This window comes from Curtobacterium sp. JUb34, assembly GCF_003755065.1.
Taxonomy (GTDB): Bacteria; Actinomycetota; Actinomycetes; order Actinomycetales; family Microbacteriaceae; genus Curtobacterium.
In genome coordinates this window covers 464,801-484,622 of record NZ_RJVH01000003.1, presented here as the reverse complement: position 1 = coordinate 484,622, position 19,822 = coordinate 464,801, and the positions used below count along the sequence as shown (strand labels likewise).

Annotated in this window: 15 protein-coding genes and 1 tRNA gene; 4 read left to right on the top strand and 12 right to left on the bottom strand. The window is 73.0% G+C overall.

All coding sequences use genetic code 11. From position 1 onward, the window contains the following. Nucleotides 1-91 precede the first annotated feature (91 nt). The 3 genes from EDF63_RS13425 to EDF63_RS13420 are packed head-to-tail and all read right to left on the bottom strand — an operon-like array spanning nt 92 to nt 2,777. The gene (locus EDF63_RS13425) at nt 92-1,621 is read right to left on the bottom strand and encodes a CYTH domain-containing protein (protein WP_185021423.1); all 1,530 of its coding nucleotides are present in this window, start codon (nt 1,619-1,621) and stop codon (nt 92-94) included. Next, nucleotides 1,618-2,457 (bottom strand): hypothetical protein, encoded by an 840-nt coding sequence (locus EDF63_RS18730; RefSeq protein ID WP_185021422.1) that lies wholly within the window; start codon nt 2,455-2,457, stop codon nt 1,618-1,620. Before EDF63_RS18730 ends, EDF63_RS13425 begins: the two co-directional genes overlap by 4 nt. Further along, nucleotides 2,454-2,777: a PadR family transcriptional regulator gene (locus EDF63_RS13420; protein WP_123313493.1), complete on the bottom strand. Its 324-nt coding sequence runs from the start codon at nt 2,775-2,777 to the stop codon at nt 2,454-2,456. Before EDF63_RS13420 ends, EDF63_RS18730 begins: the two co-directional genes overlap by 4 nt. A 68-nt stretch (nt 2,778-2,845) precedes the next feature. On the opposite strand from EDF63_RS13420, the gene EDF63_RS13415 reads away from it, so the two are divergent. Continuing rightward, on the top strand, nt 2,846-3,118 hold the full coding sequence (locus EDF63_RS13415; RefSeq protein WP_123313492.1) for a mycoredoxin: 273 nt from the start codon (nt 2,846-2,848) through the stop codon (nt 3,116-3,118). A 129-nt stretch (nt 3,119-3,247) separates the two neighbouring features. Here EDF63_RS13415 and EDF63_RS13410 read toward each other — a convergent pair whose 3' ends face one another. Together EDF63_RS13410 and EDF63_RS13405 are read right to left on the bottom strand one after the other, a co-directional pair. Next, nucleotides 3,248-5,374: a DEAD/DEAH box helicase gene (locus tag EDF63_RS13410; protein WP_185021421.1), complete on the bottom strand. Its 2,127-nt coding sequence runs from the start codon at nt 5,372-5,374 to the stop codon at nt 3,248-3,250. Between the two features lie 583 nt (nt 5,375-5,957). Continuing rightward, a complete protein-coding gene (locus EDF63_RS13405; RefSeq protein ID WP_123313491.1) occupies nt 5,958-7,202 on the bottom strand; it encodes a phosphotransferase enzyme family protein in 1,245 nt (414 codons plus the stop codon). Nucleotides 7,203-7,282: 80 nt separating this feature from the next. Between EDF63_RS13405 and EDF63_RS13400 the strand changes: the two genes are divergently transcribed. Continuing rightward, a complete protein-coding gene (locus EDF63_RS13400) occupies nt 7,283-8,356 on the top strand; it encodes an aromatic acid exporter family protein (protein WP_260233114.1) in 1,074 nt (357 codons plus the stop codon). 14 nt (nt 8,357-8,370) lie between these two features. Here EDF63_RS13400 and EDF63_RS13395 read toward each other — a convergent pair whose 3' ends face one another. After that, entirely contained in the window at nt 8,371-8,694 is a 324-nt protein-coding gene (locus EDF63_RS13395) for a hypothetical protein (RefSeq protein ID WP_123313489.1), read from the bottom strand. A gap of 225 nt (nt 8,695-8,919) precedes the next feature. Here EDF63_RS13395 and EDF63_RS13390 point away from each other — a divergent pair, with 225 nt between their 5' ends. After that, nucleotides 8,920-9,597 (top strand): response regulator transcription factor, encoded by a 678-nt coding sequence (locus EDF63_RS13390; protein ID WP_123313488.1) that lies wholly within the window; start codon nt 8,920-8,922, stop codon nt 9,595-9,597. Further along, nucleotides 9,594-11,105 (top strand): cell wall metabolism sensor histidine kinase WalK, encoded by a 1,512-nt coding sequence (locus EDF63_RS13385; RefSeq protein ID WP_123313487.1) that lies wholly within the window; start codon nt 9,594-9,596, stop codon nt 11,103-11,105. The genes EDF63_RS13390 and EDF63_RS13385 overlap by 4 nt, the downstream gene beginning before the upstream one ends. Nucleotides 11,106-11,139: 34 nt before the next feature. Here the strand turns inward: EDF63_RS13385 and EDF63_RS13380 are convergent, their stop codons facing one another. The 6 genes from EDF63_RS13380 to EDF63_RS13355 form a co-directional block, all read right to left on the bottom strand. After that, nucleotides 11,140-14,556: an error-prone DNA polymerase gene (locus EDF63_RS13380; protein WP_123313486.1), complete on the bottom strand. Its 3,417-nt coding sequence runs from the start codon at nt 14,554-14,556 to the stop codon at nt 11,140-11,142. A 22-nt stretch (nt 14,557-14,578) separates the two neighbouring features. Beyond that, nucleotides 14,579-16,228, bottom strand: a complete 1,650-nt coding sequence (locus tag EDF63_RS13375) for a DNA polymerase Y family protein (RefSeq protein ID WP_260233113.1) — start codon at nt 16,226-16,228, stop codon at nt 14,579-14,581. Nucleotides 16,229-16,241: 13 nt separating this feature from the next. Continuing rightward, nucleotides 16,242-17,069, bottom strand: coding sequence for a hypothetical protein (locus EDF63_RS13370; RefSeq protein WP_148061782.1), 828 nt, complete (start codon nt 17,067-17,069; stop codon nt 16,242-16,244). A 66-nt stretch (nt 17,070-17,135) separates the two neighbouring features. After that, nucleotides 17,136-18,677: an anthranilate synthase component I family protein gene (locus tag EDF63_RS13365; RefSeq protein ID WP_123313484.1), complete on the bottom strand. Its 1,542-nt coding sequence runs from the start codon at nt 18,675-18,677 to the stop codon at nt 17,136-17,138. Further along, the gene (locus EDF63_RS13360; protein ID WP_123313483.1) at nt 18,656-19,579 is read right to left on the bottom strand and encodes an aldose 1-epimerase family protein; all 924 of its coding nucleotides are present in this window, start codon (nt 19,577-19,579) and stop codon (nt 18,656-18,658) included. The genes EDF63_RS13365 and EDF63_RS13360 overlap by 22 nt, the downstream gene beginning before the upstream one ends. Before the next feature lie 81 nt (nt 19,580-19,660). Continuing rightward, nucleotides 19,661-19,733: transfer RNA gene (locus tag EDF63_RS13355), tRNA-Ala, on the bottom strand. Nucleotides 19,734-19,822 lie beyond the last annotated feature (89 nt).

Here is a 19,822-nt window from a genome sequence, read left to right as displayed (position 1 = left end):
TGCCCGTGGGCACCCGACCATTTCTGCTCACCAAGCGATCCTCCGCGAACGCCCGCGAACGCCAGCGGCGCGGCGAGGTGCATCGCACGGCTCACACGCGGTTGAGCGCGTGCACCGCCTCGTCGTAGGACTCCTCGGCCAGCCGCACCCGGTCCCCCGCGAGCACGCCGTACCCGAACGTCCCCTCGCCACCGCGCTCGGCGATCGCCGCGTTGGTCCGCAGTGCGTCGAGGGCGTGCAGCGACCGGACCCGCTCGGTCAGGACGTCGGCCGCGCTGCCGATCCGCTTCCAGAGGGCGTGCGGGAACGCGTCGTCGCCGAGGACGTCCATCGCCATCCGCGCCCGCATCGTGGCCTGCCACGCGGCTTCGGTGGTCGCGCGGTCGGCGGCCTCGCGCTCGGCGGCGGTGTCGGAGGTGTCGTCGGCGACCGCGGCCCGGACGAGCTCCCGGATGTGCGGCTTCACGACCGCCCCGACGTCCTGCGCGACCTTCTTCGGTGAACGGAGCGACCACTCGGTCGGGGCCGGCCGCTCGACCGCGTCGTCGAGCGCGTCGAGCAGCTCGAGGAACGGCTCGCCGTGCACGAACGCGACGACGTCCCGCACCGACTGGTCGCGACGCTCACGGGTCGAGGCCAGGATGCGTTCGCGGGTCATCGAGTCGACGAGGTCGTCCTGCGCCGGGGTCGACGCGCGCGGCAGCCGGTCGATCAGGTACTCGTTCAGGGCGGCGCGCGCCGTGACGGCGGCCAGCCCGTCCGCTGCCTCGGCGGCGCGGTCGACGGCGTCGCCGGCGGGGAACGCCGGCCGGTAGGCGCTCAGGATCGCAGCGACCTCGAGGGCGGTCTCGGCCGTCTGACGCAGGTCGGCCGCATCGCCGGAGCGGAGGCGCGATTCCTGGCCGAGCAGCGCAGCGCGCAGCTTCCGCAGCCGCTTCGCCAGGACGCGGGCGGTCGTGCCCTTGTCCGGCTTCTCCTCGGTCTGGAGGCGCGGTGCCGGTGCTCCTGCCAGCCCGCGTGCCAGCTTGGACGCGACGGCGGCGGGGCCGGCGCCGACGGCCGCGAAGCGCCCGTCGAGGGCGGTGAAGAGTTCGTGTGCGACCTGCGGGTCGACACCCGCGACGGCCTCGACCTCGACCTCGCGCCAGGTGCGTGGCGTCTCCGGTGCGTCGTCGTCGAGGCGCTGGGCGGTGACCTGGTCGTCGGCGAGCTCGGCGACCTGGTCGCCGTCCTCGTCGAGCAGGCGGGTGACGGTGCGGGTGGTGGTGATGCGCACCACGGGTCGCAGGCCGCGGCCGCGGCGCTCGGTGAAGAGCGCGGCGAGGACCTCGGTCGGCACCGCGTCGGCGTCGTCGGTCAACGGGAAGTGCTGCTCGTGGCGGACGATGTCCGACTCGGAGCGCTTGATGTGCCACCCGGCGTCGGGGCCACCGGTGCGGCGGCGGACCGTGACCCGCGCCGCCACCAGGTCGTACCGTTCGGTGTCCCAGTACGTCGCATCGAGCTCGAACGGCTCCTGGTGCTCGGTACGGAGGATGCCACCGGCGCCGACGAGGTCGGGCAGGGCACCGCCCTCTGGCAGGTCGTAGGTGCGCTCGATCTCGAGGTGGGTGTCGCTCACGGGGTCTTGTCTACCAGGGCTTCGCCGTGCGCCTCGACCACCGCGGGCGCATCTGTGGAGAACCGTGACGCCACCACGGCTCCGACGACGGCGACCAGGAACGGGACGAGCTGCCCGGCCCACGACACCAGCGCCATGACGGAGTACGGGATGCCCGTGCCGTTCGCTGCTTCCGTGAGCGGGAACACCAGCACGGCAGCGACGACGGGCAGGACGAGGAGCGAGTACGTCCATCCCGGCCGGTGGAGCACCACGAGCCAGACCGCGAGCAGCCCAGCCGCGATGACGCCGACCTGGACCGGGAAGTACACGGGGACGTTGAGCGAACCGTTCGTGATCGCCCACCACACGGCGGCGACGGCGAACACGGCGACAGCGCCGAGGACCCGGCGGCGGCGTGCGACGTCCGACACCAGCAGGACACTCGTCGCGACGGCGACTCCCGGCACCACCGCGAGCCCGATCCCCACCATGTCGAAGACAGGACGCGCCTCCGGCAGGCCGTTGTACCGCTGCAGGAGCGCGAGGACGCCCACCGAGACGACGAAGGACAGCACTGCGAACGCGACGAGCACCGGGATCGTGCGGATGGTGTGCGGTGCAGAACGGACGGGCGTCGGCAGTGCGGTCATGGTGTCCCCCCAGGTGGAACGGTGGCCGGCGCGTCGGTGGAACAGCGCCGTGGTGAACGCGCCGAACGCGAGTGCGGTCGGCGAGAGGTCGAGTTCGTGGGCATCGCGGACGTCGGCGAGCCACTGCTCGCGGCGGGCGGCGCGGTGTGCCGCGGGTGAGACCGCGACGGCGACCCCCACGAGCACCCGGTCGAGCGCGCTCACGAGGTCACCGGCCGGGCCGAGCGAGCCGGACGCGCGGGCGTCGCGGCGGACGGACGCGCGGCGACGAGGTCGCGTGCGGCGCCGACCCCGTCGGGCGTGAACTCGTAGAGCCGACGACGCGGACCCGGTCGATCGGTCTCGTCGTCCCACGACGACGTGATCCACCCCTGCCGCTCGAGTCGTTCGAGGATCGGGTAGACGGTGCCGGCCTGGCGCCCGGTGGCCTTGATGACGAGCAGCCCCCATGCCGGGCCGTCGACGGTCAGCAGTGCGTCGAGCACGTCGAGCGTCGGGGCGGTGATGCGTTGGATCGGATCCATGCGGCTTAACCTAGCTATATCGGATAAGCGCGTCAAGGGCGTCCAGAAAGCGGGGTTAGCCTGGCGCCATGAGCGACACGATCACGCGCGAGCAGTTCACCCCCGGAGCCGGCGGCGTCACGATGTTCACGACCACGTGGTGCGGCTACTGTGCCCGCCTGAAGAACCAGATGACGAAGGCCGGTGTGCCCTTCACCGAGGTCGACATCGAGCAGACCCCGGGTACGGCGGAGCTCGTCGCCGAGGTCAACGGCGGCAACCAGACCGTCCCGACGCTGGTGTTCCCCGACGGCAGCACGGCGACGAACCCGTCCCTGGCCGAGGTGCAGTCCCGCATCTGAGCAGCGGCGCCCCCGGCGCCCCCGGCGCGAAGCCCCACGCAACCAAAGTCCGTCCGAACCGCGTGGTTCGGACGGACTTTGGTTCTGCGAGACGAACTCGCGCCGCGACTCGCGCCGCGGGACCGGTCGCTAGCCGCCGAGCGCCTCGGTCAGCAGTGCGGCCATCGCGTCGAGCTGGATGTCGCCGGAGTCGACGAGTTCCTCGTCCGAGCCGTCGAGCGCGCGGGCGGCCAGGGACGCCTTCGAGTCGATGAGCTCGGCGATCTTCGTGTCGATCGTCTGTGCGGCGATGATGCGCCACGCGGTGACGGGCTCCTCCTGCCCGATGCGGTGCACGCGGTCGATCGCCTGGGTCTGCTCGGCGCTCGTCCACGACAGCTCGGCGAGCACGACGTTGGACGCGACCTGCAGGTTCAGGCCCACGCCGGCCGCGGTGAGCGAGCAGACGATCACGGCGACGTCGGGGTCGTTGACGAACGAGTCGATCTGCGCCGTGCGCTGCGTGGCCGTCTGGTCGCCGCGGATCGTGGCGGTGCGCAGGCCCCGACGCGCGAAGACCTCTTCCGCCTGGTCCATGACGTCGAGGTGCTTCGCGAAGAACACGACCTTGCCGACGTTCGACGCGAGCTGCGCGGCGTAGTCCGCGGCGAGCTGGGCCTTGGCACGACCGATGCGGCGGACCATCGAGAACACGTTCTCGCCGGTCGACGAGGCGTCCTGGTCCTCGAGCTCCCAGCGGGCGACCTGCCGCACGAGCTTGTGGTCGATGCCGACGACCGGGTCCTGCCCGGTGCGGGCGTCGAGCGCCTGGTGGTAGCGGCGCACCAGCTTCGCGGTGAGCTCGCGCTCGGCGTCGCGGATGGAGCGGCCCTCGTCGCCGTCGAGCTCGACGGGGATGTCGGCGATCCGGCGGGCCGGGATGTCCGCGGCGACGTCGACCTTGCGGCGTCGGACGATGCCCTGGTCGATCACGGCACGGCGGGCCTCGACGAAGAAGCCCTGGTCGGCCGGGGTCAGCCCGATCTCCTCGAGCTCGTTCATGAGCTTCGCGCGGGGCTTCTTGTCGTCGATCCAGCCGAGGTACTCCCAGATGGTGCGGAAGTCCTCGACCGAGTTGATCAGCGGGGTACCCGTCAGCGCCATGAGCAGCGGCGCTGCGGTGCGCTGCCGGATGCGGTCGGCGATCTGGAGCACGAAGCGGGCGCGCTGCGAGTCCTTGTTCTTGATGAAGTGCGCCTCGTCGACGACCATGCCCTTGAAGCCGAAGCCGCCGAGCCAGCCGGCGTGCCGGTCGAGGATCTCGTAGTTCACGATGACGATGTCGGCGAACCCGTCGAGGTCGTTGCCGTCGCCGTGGATGACGGTGGCGCGGTGGTTCGGCACCCAGCGCTCGGCTTCGCGTGCCCAGTTCGTCTTGACGACGTTCGGCACGACCACGAGCAGCGGGAACGCGTTCGCGGCGTCGGCGGCGAGGAGTGACTGCGCCGTCTTGCCCAGACCCGGCTCGTCGGCGAGCAGGAACGTGCGGTGCCCCTGCGACGCGGCGGCAACCAGTTCGGCCTGGTGCTTCATGAGGGTGGTGCCCGAGCGCGAGTGCAGCGACGTGGGCTCGGGCAACGGCATCGTCGCCGCTCCCCCGCCTGCGCCGTACTCGAACGACTTGAACAGCGGGCCGAAGAGCTCCCAGTTCGCCAGGCGGCGCGGATGTGCGACGGGCTGGTCGGCGAGCGCGAAGTCCGGCGGCAGGAACGGGTTCGCGAGCTGGCGCTGCACGACCGCCTGCGGGGTGACCGCGCGCACCGGGGTCTCGGCGACCGGGGCGGGTTCCGTCGCGATGACGAGGTCCTCCGGCTGCAGCTCCATGCCGCCGGCGATCATCATGTCGCGCTTGACGGCTCGGGTCGCCTCGGAGACCTGGACCTCCTCGGCGAGCAGCTGGATCACGCTGGTGTCGCGCGCCGCCGTCTTCGCCAGGATCGTCGCGACGCCGTCGAGCCGTTTGAGCTGCTCGGCTCGCTGCGAGTCGGTGAGTTCGGTGTCGCCCTTCACCCGTGCGCGCTCTTCGCGCATGAGTAGTGCGACGGCCTGGAACTTCGTCCGGTTCGTCGCCTTGAGCGGTCCACGCTGCGCCGCCGCCTCGACCTCGCGCACTGCGCGGGCGAGGACGGGGATCACGCCGTCGTTGTCCAGCGGCCTCGTCCGACGTGACGCGGTCCGCGTCCCGCCGGCAGCTCGCCGGGTGCCTGATCGAGCCAACGCTCCTCCTGTTCCGCCCACGCATCGGGGCGAGCCGCCCGTGGGGCGGAAGTCCTGCACCGGGTCCTGACACGGCTCCGGTTCGGCTGCGGGCCACCGTGGCCCACCGCATCGCCGGTCCCCGCTTCGGGACGTCCGGTGGAGTCCCGCGGTCCGTTCCACCACGAGCGCCTGCTCGGCGCCGGGTGCGACGGTCCGCGCCGGGATCCGGCGTCGTCACACGCACGTGACGCCCCCGCGGGGCGGTCACGGCCCGGTTCCCGCGTCGATCAAGTGATCGACGGCTGCGTCCGGAATCGACGCGGCACGCGGGAACGCGGTGCGTGCGGGGTCAGTTTACTCCCCGACCCCCGACACCGGCGACTCCGCGTCGCCCGCGCGCGTCGCGTGCCATGGATCCTGCTGCAGGACGGCCGGGAGGCACGGTGCGGGCCCGCCACGCGCCTCCCGTCCGACGCCGGGCGCGTCCACCCCGCGAAAGCGACAGATCCCGGATCCTCACGCCGACCACCCCGCGAAAGCGACAGATCCACGCCGACCTTCCGCGCAGATGTGTCGCTTTCGCGACCGGGGACGCGAGCCGTCAGACGCGGGGTGCGGACCGCGGGCGGACCAGGCCGGCCGCCGGCGGGACCGGTGCGGCGTCCGCCAGCGCGGCCCGCGTCGCCGCGAGGAGCTGCTCGGCGGTCTGGATCCCGTTCGCGGAGCCGGTGGTCGCCTGGCCACCGGCGTGTGCCAGCAGCTGGGCGCCGATGGCCGGTCCGATGCGGTCGGCCTCGCCGGGGTTTCGGGCAACCCAGTCGCGGGCGATCCCGTCGGCGAGGCGCTCGGCCGCCGCACCCCGCTCGGCGTCGCCGCGCGATCGGTGCCAGAGACCGGTCACGACCAGGTGCGCGACGACCGCGCCGATGTCGCGCACCGGGAAGCCCCAGCCGGCGGTGTCGATGTCCAGGAGCCCGGAGATCCGCCACGGCTCGTCCTCGTCGACGAAGACCTGCTCGAGGTGCAGGTCGCCGTGCACGACCTGCTTCGTCGCGCTCGTCCACCCGATCGACCGCCGGCCGATGGCGTCGTACAGGCGGTCGATCTCCTCGGCGTCCTGGGGCAGCGCGGCGACGAGTGTGCGCCGGTGCCAGTCGGCGTGGTCCATCGCGTCGGCGCGGGCCTGCTGGGTCATCGGCACGGTGGCGACCCGACCGCTCAGGGCGGCCAGCGATGCGACGAACCGGGGGTCGTCGGCGATGTCGAGGATGCGGCTGCCGGCCGGCACACCACGGATCCGCTCGAGCACGAGGAGTCCGTCGCCGCGGCTGGACAGCACGCGGGGCACGGGGAGGCCGGCCGCCACGAACTGCTCGTGCGACGTCACGATCGGCGCGACCCGGTGCGGGCGGACGATCTTCAGGAACAGGGTGCGCTCCGGGGCGTCGACGCGCACGACCGCGCGCTTGCCGGGTCGGTAGGCGGCGACCGTGAGCACCGGGTCGGTGACGGGCATGCCGAGCGTCGTCAGGAGCTCGGCGACCGCATCGCGGTAGGTCACCTGCGGCAGCACCGGCAGGCCGGGGTCGTTCGGGTAGGCCCACACCGAGACCGGCTCGCCGGTCGCGGGATCGGTGACGATCGCACTGTTCTGGTCGTGCGTGCCGCCGGTGTCGACGTAGGTCAGGACGGTGGCACGCTGGCCGTTCCGGTCGACCGTGTCGACCTCGTAGCCGTACAGGTAGCCGTTGCCCGAGGGCTCGACGGAGTGCGCCCGTGCGGCCACGACGGAGGTCCCGGAGCCGGCGAAGGCCTGCGGGATGACGCGCTCATGGTTGGGCCACACGACATCAGTCAACCGTGTCCGGGCGTTTTCGTCGCGTTCGTGCACGGCTCGGCGTGCGGGCGATGGCTAGCGTGGTCCGGGTGAACCCGGTCGCGCGCCTCCGCAGCTCGAGTCGCACGCCGTTCCTGCAGGTCGTGAAGACCGCGGTCGCGGTCGTGGCGGCGGTGCTGCTGTGCCGGCTGCTGATCCAGGGGCCGTTCCCGACCTTCGCCGCGATCGCCGCGCTGCTCGTCGTGCAGCCGAGCATCAACCAGTCGTTCGTGAAGGGCCTCGAACGGAGCGCCGGCGTCGTGCTCGGGGTGCTGCTGGCCACCGGGTTCCACCTGTTGCTCGGCGACTCCGTGTGGGTCGTGCTGCTCGTGGTCGTGCTCGCGATCCTGATCGCCTGGGCGCTCCGTCTGACCCCGACCTCGGCCACCCAGGTCAGCATCAGCGGGATGCTCGTGCTCACCGCCGGGGTCGTCACGCCGAACTACTCGGCGGACCGGATCCTCGAGACGGTGATCGGTGCGGTCGTCGCCCTCGTCGTGAACGCGTTGATCATCCCGCCGGTGCTGCTCGAGCCGGCGCACCTGGCCGTCGCGCGACTCGCCCGCGACACCGCCGTGGCGTTCGAACGGGTCGCGATCGGCCTGACCGAGGGCTGGGACCACGACCGCTGGCAGGACGCCCTGGTCCGCGCCCGCGCACTCCGGGCGCAGCACGCGAAGACCGAGGCGTCCCTCAACGCGGCCCGCGAGTCCCTGACGATGAACCCGCGCGGCGGACGGCACCGCACGATCCTCGACCGTGACGACGCCATCACCGAGCACCTGCGAGTCCTGGTCACGCGCGTGACCGGCATGACCCGGGCGATCCGCGACAACACCGCGCCCGACCTGCGCGCCGACCCCGTGGTCGGCGGCATCGCGACGGAGGTGGCCCGGATCGGCGCGGACGTCCGCGCCCTGAGCGCCCGGGTCGAGTCGACGCGGCTGGACCCGTCGTCCACCGCGGGTGCCGGCGGCGACGATGCCGAGGTGTCGACCGCCGAACCCGCACTGACCGCGCCGATGGAGATCGTCCGACCGAACTCACGGCACTGGGTGCTCATCGGCGCCCTGCTCGAGGACGTCCGGCGTGTGCGCGAGGAGCTGCTCGGCGAGGACGACTGACGCGGGTCCTCGGGTCAGCGCGTGGCGCGGGCCGCTTCTGCGGCGGTCTGCACGACGTCCTCCCAGATCACCGCGGCCGGCACGGCGGGGTCCGTCCCGGGCACACCGGCGTCGGCGAACCGGTCGATCTCCGCCACGACGGCTTCGGTGCCGACCTCGCGCGCCGCACGGCTCGCCACGTCGGGCACGGCCGTCCGCAGCTCGGCGACCACGCGGTCGCGGCTGACGCCCTCCATCTGGCCGAGGGCACCGATGCCCTTCCACGCGGCATCGAGCTCCGCGCGGAGACGGACGATGGCCGGATGGTCGACAGACGGGTGGTCGGACGGGTCGTTCATGGTGCCCCCTGGTGCAACGGACCGCGCTTCGGGTAAGCGCTGTCCGCTCCGGGAGCCTAGCAACGACGCAAGAAGTCCTCATGTCCCTAGAACGCGGGACAGACCGTTCTGCCCCGTGGACTCGCAGCAGCGGTACCCGCTCCTGTGACGAGATTCAGTGAGTTCGGCCCCGGCATCGGCCCACGGCGCCGGTTCGATGCCACGATGGGTCCGAGGAGGTCCACTATGCGGCTGTTGGTGGTCGAGGACGACGACGAGATGCGTGCCCTGATGGAGCGCGGTCTCGCTGCCGAGGGGTACCGCGTGACGGCGGTGGAGAACGGGGTCGAGGCGCTCATCGCCCTCGGCGAGCAGGCGTTCGACCTGGCCGTCGTGGACGTCATGATGCCCGGCATGTCCGGGTTCGAGCTCGCACGCCGGATCCGCGAACGCGAGGACCCCGTGCGGATCCTGCTCGTCACCGCGCGCGACGCCGTGGACGACCGCGTGTTCGGCCTCGATGCCGGCGCCGACGACTACCTCACCAAGCCGTTCGCCTTCGCCGAGCTCACCGCCCGGCTCCGCGCCCTCGGTCGCCGCGAGTCCGCCGGCGCGCCGCGCACGATCGAGGTCGGCGACGTCTCGATCGACTCCGAGGCCCGCCGCATCTCGATCAAGGGCCAGCGCGTCGCCGTCAGCCCGACCGAGTTCGCGCTGCTCCGACTGCTGGCACGCTCCGCCGGCAGCGTGGTGGACCGTCCGAAGATCCTCGAGGAGGTCTGGGACGGCTCGCAGCACGTCGACCCGAACGTCGTCGAGCAGTACATCTCGTACCTCCGCAAGAAGCTCACCTCGCACGAGGCCACCGTGGCGATCGCCACCGTCCGCGGCCGCGGGTACCGCCTGGATCTGCTCGGGGCGTGAGCAGGGCGTCCGCTCGCCCCGATCCGGACCGCCCACGACGCGGTCTGGTCCGGCCCCTGCGCCTGCTGTCCCTGCGAGCACGGATCACGATCGGTTCGACGGCGATCGCGGCGGTCGTGATCGTGCTGCTGGTGCTGGTGATGCGGTTCCAGGTGGTCAGCGTCGTCGCCAGTGCGACCCGGACCCTGCTCGACGCCGACGCCGACCCGTACGTCGCCACGCTCGAGGTCGACAGCGACCCCGACCTGTCCCCACCGGGCAACGCCCAGCTCGTCGCCGTGGTCTCCCCGTCCGGCGACATCGTGCTCTCGACGATGCCCACCCGGGTGGAGAGCGCCCTCGGCAGCCTGACCTCGACCGCTGCCGGCACCTCGATCATCCGGGTGTCCGGATCCGAGTACCGCGTGGTCGTCGAACACCCCGTGAACCAGGCCGGACGGTGGACGGTGGTCGCCGCCCGGAACTCGCAGGCCGAGGCGATCGTGGTCGACGACCTCACCTCGACGCTGTCGCTCACGGGCGTCGCGATCCTGCTGGCGTTCGGGATCGCGTCCTGGATCCTGGCGACCGCGGCGCTCCGCCCCGTCAACCGGATGCGCCGCGAAGCCGAGCGGCTGTCCGTCGCGCCCGAACGCGCCGAGCTGCCCGTCGGCCCCGCACAGGACGAACTCGCGTCCCTCGCCACGACCCTCAACGCGTTCCTCGCCCGCACGCGGCAGGCCACCGAGCGAGAGCGGCAGATGGTGTCGGACGCCAGTCACGAGCTCCGCACCCCGCTCGCCATCCTCACCACGCAGCTCGACCTGGCATCGCTCGACGGTGACGACGCCGCTGCGCTGGCCGCCCACATCGAGCGCGCCAAGCACAGCGTCGCCCGCCTCTCGCGGCTGGCGAACGACCTGCTGGCGCTGTCGCGGATCGAGGAGTCCGAGCGACGGGAGCAGGACGGCGACCAGCGGCCGGAGACCGGCTGGTCCGACCTGGGCGACGAGGTCATGGCCGCCGTCGACCGGGTGCGACTCATCGCGTCGGCCAAGGACGTCACGGTCGACTTCGACCTCGAGGCCCCCGTGGCCGTCGGCGGCTCCGGGCCGGGCATCGGCGGCGGGACCCACGAGCCCCGCTACCGGTTGGACACCGGCGGCATGGCGCAGCTCGTGACGAACATCGCGGGCAACGCGGTGTCGGCGCTCCCCCGCGGTGGCGGCATCTTCGTGTCCTGGCGCAGCACCGGGGGCGAGGGCGTCCTGCAGATCACCGACGACGGCCCCGGTGTCCCCGAGTCGTTCATCCCGGTCGCGTTCGACCGGTTCACCCGACCGGACGAAGCCCGCAAGTCACGCCCGAGCCCCGATCCGGCCACCGGCGCGATCGCGCTGCCCGGCGGGTCCGGACTCGGGCTCGCGATCGTGCGCGCGGTGGCCGAGCGCGCCGGTGGCACGGCGTCGCTGCGGAACGTGCGCTCCGGTGGGCTCGAGGTCACGGTGCGACTGCCCGAGGTCGATTAGCCGCGCCCGTTCCGCGCCCTTCACCCGCGACCACTCACTGGAAGTCCCGCGACCGCGTGCGCACGGACAGCGACAGGTGCTCGATCCGGTCCGCCACCAGGTTGACCACGCCGTCGGGCGACCGTTCGAGGATGCCCCGGACGATCACCGCCGGGGACTCGCGGGCGACCCGCCGGTAGCGTCCCCAGACGCCGACGCTGCAGATCACGTTGACCAGCCCGGTCTCGTCCTCGACGTTCAGGAACGTGATCCCCGACGCCGTCGCCGGACGCTGCCGGTGCGTGACGATCCCGCCGATCTCGACCCGCCGCCCCGTCTCGGCGGTCGCGGTGTCCTGCACGCTGAGCACCCGGCGGGCGGCGAGCCGGTCGCGCACGTGCCGCACGGGGTGGTCGTCGGTCGTCATCCCCGTCGACCACATGTCGGCGATCAGGACGTCACCGCTCGTCATCTGCCCGAACAGCGGCGGCTGGACGACGACCTGCGTGTCCGGCAACTGGTCGGCGCGCTCCGCCGCAGCCTGGGCCGCCGACCACATCGCGCCGCGGCGGTCGATGTCGAACGGGGCGAAGGCGTCGGCCGCGGCGAGTGCCTCGAGCTGCGCCGTCGTCAGGCCCACCCGGCGGGCGAGGTCGGACATGTCGGTGAACGGGCCGTTCGCGTCGCGCTCGGCGACGATCTTCTCGGCGCTCTTCCGACTGAGCGAGGCGACCTCGGCCAGCCCGAGCCGGACCGCGAAGGCGCCGTCGCGGCGGTGCCTGGCGGTGTCGTCGGGCAGTGCCTTGTCGAAGGGCAGCACCGGCGGCTGCTCCGTGACCAGGCAGGCGTCGTCGCCGCACGGTGGCAGCACCTGGTCGTCGCCGAGCGGCTCGAGCGTCGCGTCGACGCCCGACCGCAGGATGTCCGGCCGGAGCACCTGGACGCCGTGCCGCCGGGCGTCGGCGACCAGGGTCTGCGGCGAGTAGAACCCCATCGGCTGCGCCCGGAGCAGCGCGGCCAGGAACGCCGCCGGGTAGTGCAGCCGCATCCAGGCACTCGCGTAGACGATCAGGGCGAAGCTGATCGAGTGGCTCTCCGCGAAGCCGAAGTTCGCGAACGCCTGGATCTTCGCGTAGATCGCGTCGGCGTCCTCGCCGTGGATGCCGTTGTCGGACATGCCGGCGTAGAGCTTGTCGCGCAGCCGGTCGATCTTCTCGTGGCCGCGCTTCGAGCCCATCGCCCGCCGCAGCAGGTCGGCGTCGTCGCCCGAGCAGTTGCCGACCGCGATCGCCATCTGCATGAGCTGCTCCTGGAACAGCGGCACCCCGAGGGTCCGTTCGAGCACCGGCTCGAGCGACGGGTGGATGTACGTGATCGGTTCCTCGCCGGTGCGCCGTCGGATGTACGGGTGCACGGCGCCGCCCTGGATCGGACCGGGGCGGACGAGGGCGACCTCGATCACCAGGTCGTAGAAGCGCCGCGGGAGCAGCCGGGGCAGCGTGCCCATCTGCGCGCGGGACTCCACCTGGAACACCCCGATCGTGTCCGCACGGCAGAGCTGGTCGTAGACGCCCTGTTCCTCCTTCGGCATGGAGTGCATCTCCCAGCGCTCCCCGCAGTGCTCCGCCGCCAGGTCGAACGAGTACTGCAGCGCCGCGAGCATGCCGAGGCCGAGCATGTCGAACTTCACGAGCCCCATGAAGGCGCAGTCGTCCTTGTCCCACTGCAGCACCGTGCGGCCGTCCATCCGCGCGTGCTCGATCGGCACGACCTCGCCCACCGGCCGGTCGGTGAGCACCATGCCACCCGAGTGGATCCCGAGGTGGCGCGGGAACCCCAGGACGTCGCTCGCCAACCCGACGACCGCCGGCGGGATGTCGTGGTCCTGGCTCTCGGTCACCGAGCCCCACCGTTCGACCTGCTTCGACCAGGCGTCCTGCTGCCCCGGGCTGTGGCCGAGGGCCTTCGCCATGTCGCGGACGGCGCCCTTCGGCCGGTACGTGATGACGTTCGCGACCTGGGCGGCGTTGTACCGGCCGTACTTCTCGTAGACGTACTGGATCACCTCTTCGCGGCGGTCCGAGTCGAAGTCGACGTCGATGTCGGGTTCCTCGTCGCGCATCGCCGACAGGAACCGCTCGAACGGCAGACCGTAGCGGATCGAGTCCACCGCGGTGATCTCGAGCAGGTAGCAGACCGCGGAGTTCGCGGCGGAGCCCCGCCCCTGGCAGAGGATCCCCCGACCACGGGCGTACTGCACCATGTCGCGCACGATCAGGAAGTAGCCGGGGAAGTTCTTGTCCTCGATCACCGCCAGCTCGCGTTCGATGCGCTCGCGCTTCTGCGGGTCCACCCCGTCGGCGCTGCCCGGGTAGAGCCGGCGGGCTCCGGTCCAGGTGAGTTCCCGCAACCAGGACATCGCGGTGTGCCCGTCCGGCACGTCGAGGTCCGGCAGCCCGGGCTTGACCGTACGCAGCCGGAACCCGAGTTCGTCGGCCAGCGTGACGGTGTTCTCGATCGCCCCGGGGTAGCGCCCGAACCGCCGTGTCATCTCGACACCGGAACGCAGGTGCGCGGTGTCGGCGGCCGGCAGCCACCCGTCGATCTCGTCGAGACTGCGCCGGGCTCGGACCGCGGCCAGTGCCGTCGCCACCGGGAACCGGTCCGGGGTGGCGTAGTGGACGTTGCCGGTCGCGACCAGGGGCAGCGCGTACCGCTCGGCGAGGGTCGCGAGCACGTCGTTCCGTGCGCTGTCGAGCGGATCGCCGTGGTCGAGGAGCTCCACCACGACGTTGCCGCGGCCGAAGCGGTCGAGCAGCACGCGCAGGGCGGTCTCCGCCGCGGACTCCCCACCCTGCTCGAGCGCCTGTCGGACGGTGCCCTTCCGGCACCCGGTGAGCACCCGCCAGTGTCCGTCGGCCCGCGCCGCGAGCTCGTCGAGGTCGTAGCGCGGGCTGCCCTTCTCGGACCCGGCTGCGAGGTGCGCGCTCGTCACCGCGCCCGCGAGCCGGTGGTAGCCGTCCTGCCCGTCGGCGAGCAGGAGCAGGTGGGAGCCCTCTGGGTCGGGAACGCCGTTCTGCGGTTCGGTGAGTCCCAGCGAGAGCTCGGTGCCGTAGACGGTCCCGACCTGCGGGTACGCCTCGGCCACCTCGGCCATCCGGGCAGCACCGTAGAAGCCGTCGTGGTCGGTGAGGGCGAGGGCGTGCAGGCGCAGCCGTGCGGCTTCCTCGAACAGCTGCTCTGGCTGGCTCGCACCGTCGAGGAAGCTGAAGGCCGAGTGCGCGTGCAGCTCGGCGTACGGCACGACCGGAGCGCCGTCGGTGTCCAGGGCCGTCGGCACGTAGCGCTCGCGCTTCCGCGACCACGCCGGGCTGTCCCCGCCGTCGCCCGCGTTGCCCGATCCGGGGCTCCGCTTGTCCGACAGGGCGCGCTCGAACTGCGACCACGGGATGGGTGGGTTGCTGTAGCCCATCAGCTCCTGCTCCTGGATCGGTTCACGTGGCGATCGCCTCCGCCCACCACCGGTGGTCGGCCAGCACCAGGTACCAGGCACGGCCCTCGGCGTCGACGAGCTGCAGCCGGTGCAGCCGTCGACCGCCGGACTCCCACCACCGCACGACGAGCGGCCACGGACCGGCCCAGGCGGTGACGGGCGCGAACCCGCCGCCCCGGTCCCCCTCGGCGCGGAAGCCTTCGGGTGCGCCGGACAGCACGCCGCGGTCGTCGACGTCGACGCTCGCGCCGTCGCCGGAGACCACGTCGACGGGACGGGGACGCTCGAGGACGGTGGCGGGCGGCGGCCCGGGCAGCTTGCCGGGCCACGGTCGGTCGCGCACGGTGGCCAGGGCACGTTCGCCGCCGGGCGGGGCGTCGCCCCATGGCACGAGCACCACCCGCTCGGACAGGGTCCGACCACCACCGACGCGCGGGCTCACCACACCGTCGTGTCCGACCATGCCCTGGATCCGCGCCAGCCCGTGGTGCACGCGCTCGTCCGGCCCGGAGCCCCAGAGCCCGCGCTCGTGGTTCGCCATGTCGTCGACGGCGACCGGTTCGAGCACGACCGACGTGACCGGGGCCTCGAGCCCGGTCGGGTCGACCCCGCCGGCGAGCTGCCACCGCACCCGGTCGACGACGTCGGCGGCGTCGAACCAGCGGGGGTGCGCCCACGTGCGTTCGAGCAGGATGTCCCGCTCGTCGACGATCCCCACCCGGATGGTCGTCGCGAGCAGCCCAGCAGCGCGGAGGCGTGCGGCGAAGTCGTCGGCGGAGCGCCGGAACGCGAACGCGATCTGGTCGGCGCGGTCGAGCGGGGGCTCGAAGGCGGCCTCGATCCGGAGTTCGGGCGGGATCGCGCGCGCCGAGATCTCCCGCGGGTCGCGGCCGCCCGCCAGCCGGTGCAGGAACGCCCCGGCGACCCCGAACCGGTCGCGGACCTGCTCGTCGCTGAGCGATGCGAACGCGCCCAGCGTGGTGATGCCGAGCCGGTCGAGGACGGTCGCGAGCTCGGGGTCGCCGAGCACACCGAGGGGCAGGTCCGCCAGGAAGTCCGACGAGCCGGAGACCGGCACGATCCGCACCCGTTCGCCGGGACGCACCGGCCGGGCCCGTGCTGCCTGCTCCGCCGCGAACGGGGTGTCCGCCACACCGGCCCGCACCGCCGGGGCACCGTGGTCGGCCGCGATCCCCGCCAGGGTCGCCGCGGCCGCCCGCTCGCCGCCGTAGTACCGCGCCGGCCCCCGGGCACGCAGGGCGAGGGTGCCGGGCCGGAGCACCTCGACCCCGGGGACGGCCGCCTCGACCGCGCGGATGACGGGTTCGAACGCACGGTGGTCGAGCGCGTCGTCGTAGGGCTGCACGACGAGCTCCGGACAGCGCGCCTGCGCCTCGCGCACCCGGAGGCCCCGGACGACGCCGTGCTGCCGTGCGGACGCGGAGCTCGCGAACACCAGGCCCTTCGCGACCACGGCGAAGGGCTGCTCCGGCGGCGCACCGGCTGCGCGGGCTGCCGCGATCACCGGCCAGTCCGGGCACCAGAGCACGATGGTGCGGGTCGGTGGCGGCTCGGGCAGCGCACCGCCGCGGGCGATCGCGTCGGCCCGGACACGCCCCGGCGCGATCACGACGCCACCGCCGCGCACCACGACACCACGGCGATCACGACGCCACCGCCACGGGCCGCAGCACCCGGGTGTCGCCGGAGCCCACCTTCGGCACCGGGGCGGCTGCCCGGACCGAGCCGTCGGCCGCCGGCAGCAGCAGCTCGGTGCTCGTGGGGCGCACCGCACCCGCACGACCGGTCGCCGTGACGGTGGCGCGACGCTCGGTCAGGTGCCCGTGGCCCTGTCCGATGCCGCTCCACACCGACGACGTGATCCGCAGCGTGACGTCCGCGCCCGGCCAGGAGCCGAGCGCGACGAGGGCGCCACCGCGTTGCCGGAGCCGTGCCGACAGCCGGGCGACGTCACCCGGCACGACCCGGCCGAGCGGCCGGGTGAGGACGATCTGGGCGACGTCGGCCATCGCCGCGGTCACCGCGAGCCACTGGTCGCCCGGGTCGGGGACGAGCACGAGCCGCTCGAGGTCGATGCCCGCGGCGGCGGCCGCCTCGATCCCGAAGGACGGCACCCCGATGACCGCGCACCACGCACCGGACGCCGAGGCAGCCTGCAGCATGGTGATCGCGAGCAGCACCGACTCGGGGACGGCGTAGGTGCCGCCGACCCGGATCGCCCCACCGGGCAACAGGGGCTCGAGGGCGGAGGCGGTCGGGAGCCCCGCGGTGTCGACGCGGGTGGACTCCATGTCGGTGACCCGGGACCGCAGAGACGTGATGCGGTCGAGCGCCGCCCGGGCGTCGCCGAGGTGGTCGGCGGCTCCGGGTCCACGCGCAGCACCCCCACGCGCAGCACCGCTCCGCCCGACCCGGTCCGGGCCGGGCGACCGGAGTGCCGCCGCCGTCTGCATGCCCTCATATTCGAACATGTGTTCGATGATGTCAATCGCGTCCGACATCGGTGGACAATCGGATCGAAGACGTGTTCGGTCAGCTCACCACCGGGCCGCCGCACCCACCGCCCCGAGCACCGACCGCGTCTTCGTCACGACCTCGTCCGCCTCGTCCGCCGCCACCGACGACCACGTCACCGCTCCCCCGGCCCCGAGCGTCCGCGACCGGACCCGACCCGAGGCGTCCACCACCGTCACCAGTGTCCGGATTACCACCGACAGGTCGACCGCTCCACTCGCCGAGAAGTACCCGATCACGCCCGAGTACACCCCGCGCGGCGCTCCCTCGAGCCGGTCGGCGATCGCCATCGCGCTGGTCTTCGGCGCCCCGGTCATCGACCCCGGAGGGAACGCCGCCCGCACCACGTCTGCTCGTGACGTCCCCGACGGCAGCACGGCACCGATCGTGGACACCATCTGGTGCACGCTCGCGTAGGTTTCGACCGCGCACAGCCGGTCGACGTGCACCGACCCGGGGACCGCTGTCCGCAGCAGGTCGTTCCGCAGCAGGTCGACGATCATCACGTTCTCGGCACGGTCCTTGGCGCTCAGCGCGAGTTCGGCCCGCACGGCCGCGTCGGCGGCAGCGTCGGCGAGGCGGCGCCGCGTGCCCTTGATCGGCTCCGCGAGCACGCTCCCGTCCGCGTCGATCCGCAGGAACCGCTCCGGCGACCGGCTCGCCACGCGCAGCGTGCCGAGCCGCAGGTACGCACCGAACGGGACCGGGTCCGACGCCCGCATCCGCCTGTACTCGTACAGGTGCGGGTCGTCCAGGTGCGGATCCGCGTCGGGGCCGCCCCGGGCCTCCCGGTCCCCGTCCGGCACGGAGAAGGAGGTGGTGAGGCAGACCTGGAACGCGTTGCCCTCGCGGATCTCGGCGCGGCACGCGTCGACCGCGCGTTCGTGGTCGGCACGCGACACGCGTCCGACCGCTGACGACACCCCGGCCGGGAGGCACGTGGCCGCGTCCGCCACGGCGGTCTGCGACGGAACCCCGGTCACCGTCTCGAGCCACACCCGGTTCCGCGCGCTGGCCGCCGGTTCGGTGTCGGCGACGAGCGTCAGCGCCCAGGCACCGCCGGTGTGGTCGAGGACCACGGCGCGGTCCACGAACCGCAGGTCGGCGTCGGCGTGGCCGTCGGCGGTGCGGTCCGGGCCGTCGGACTCGCGACCGAGCTCGTACCCGAGGAACCCGACCCAGCCGAGCGCGAAGCCGCAGCCGACGATCGGCTCGGGCAGGTGCGGCGTCCGGTCCAGCAGCTCCGCCAGCACGGCGAAGGCCGGGCGGTCGTCGGTGGACGACGGACCGAACCACCCGGCGGCGGGCGCGGCGACGTCGACGGACGCCTGTCGGTCCTGGTGGCGGAACCGTGCCCGGAACGGCCCGTCCGTCCACGTCAGGACCGACCACCGCGCGCGTGCTCGAGCGGTCTCCGGCGCGCCGTCCGGCAACGCGGAGTCGAGCCACACCAGGTCGCCGCCGGCCTGTGCGGCCAGCACGCCGAGGTCGGGGGCCGGGTCGAGCCGACGGACCTCGATGCGCACCCCGGCCGACGGACCGGTCAGATCGCGGAGATCGTCCATGCGGCGGCGTGGGACGCACCCGGGGCGAGCACCACGAGACCACGGTCGACCCCGTCGTTGAACGCGTCGGGCGCGCACGTCATCGGTTCGACCGCCAGCCCGGCGCGGTGGTACTCGGGGACCACGTGGTCGGCCGTGTGCACCTGCACCCACGGGCACTCCGGCCCGAAGGCCACGCGGACACCACGGCCGTCCGCGGCGGTCAGCGTGATGGTCGCGGTGCCGTCGGCGTCGCGGTCGAAGCCCGTGAAGGCGTGGTCGATGAACCGGTCGCCGATGCGCGTGGGTGTGCGCAGGTCGAACTCGTCGTGCACGGGGACCAGGTCGGTCGGGACGAGCCGGTCCGGGGTGACCTCGAGCACTTCGGCTGCGGGCAGGGTGAGGGTCCAGTCGTCGACCGTGCCGGTGCCCGCGACCAGGTACGGGTGCGGGCCGGTCCCCCACGGGGCGTCGTCGGCACCGGAGTTCGTGCCGGTGATCGTCGTGTGCAGCCCGGTGGTGTCGAGCCGGTACTCGACCAGGACCTCGACGCGGTACGGGTAGCCCGCCTGGGCCTGCACGGTGGTGCTGAGCGCGACGCGGTCGGGCTCCTGGGCCTCGACCCGGAAGTCGGTCCAGGCGACCAGTCCGTGCAGGGCGTGGTGCCGTGCCGGCTCGGTGAGCGCGAGCTCGTGGTCGACGCCCCCGAAGGTGTACTCGCCGTCGACGACGCGGTTCGGCCACGGGGCGAGGACCGCACCGCGGAAGGCCGGGCGGACCTCGTCGGCGTCGAACGGCACGACCAGGTCGCGGCCCTCGTGGCGGAACGTCCGCAGCGTCGCTCCGACCGTGGCGATGTCGGCCGTGTACCCGGCGGCGGAGATCGTCAGCGGGGTCCCGGACAGCGGCGCATCGTTGCTCATGCGCTCAGCGTATCGGGCGCGTGCGGCCACACGCACCACGAGGAAACCCCCGCCGTTCCGGGGAACGACGGGGGTTGAGGGTGGATCTGAGGGGACTCGAACCCCTGACCCCCTGCATGCCATGCAGGTGCGCTACCAGCTGCGCCACAGACCCAGATGTCTTGCTTTCGTGCCGTCCGGTTCCCCGGAGGCACCATAGAAGCGTACACCATGCGAACGCCGGGCAACGAAATCGAAGCCGTC

What these genes read in the sequence shown, in the direction of transcription:
- EDF63_RS13420 (WP_123313493.1), bottom strand. Translation starts at nt 2,777, where the DNA reads ATGGATCCGATCCAACGCATCACCGCCCCGACGCTCGACGTGCTCGAC.
- EDF63_RS13415 (WP_123313492.1), top strand. Translation starts at nt 2,846, where the DNA reads ATGAGCGACACGATCACGCGCGAGCAGTTCACCCCCGGAGCCGGCGGC.
- EDF63_RS13395 (WP_123313489.1), bottom strand. Translation starts at nt 8,694, where the DNA reads ATGAACGACCCGTCCGACCACCCGTCTGTCGACCATCCGGCCATCGTC.
- EDF63_RS13390 (WP_123313488.1), top strand. Translation starts at nt 8,920, where the DNA reads ATGCGGCTGTTGGTGGTCGAGGACGACGACGAGATGCGTGCCCTGATG.
- EDF63_RS13380 (WP_123313486.1), bottom strand. Translation starts at nt 14,556, where the DNA reads ATGGGCTACAGCAACCCACCCATCCCGTGGTCGCAGTTCGAGCGCGCC.
- EDF63_RS13370 (WP_148061782.1), bottom strand. Translation starts at nt 17,069, where the DNA reads ATGTTCGAATATGAGGGCATGCAGACGGCGGCGGCACTCCGGTCGCCC.
- EDF63_RS13365 (WP_123313484.1), bottom strand. Translation starts at nt 18,677, where the DNA reads ATGGACGATCTCCGCGATCTGACCGGTCCGTCGGCCGGGGTGCGCATC.
- EDF63_RS13360 (WP_123313483.1), bottom strand. Translation starts at nt 19,579, where the DNA reads ATGAGCAACGATGCGCCGCTGTCCGGGACCCCGCTGACGATCTCCGCC.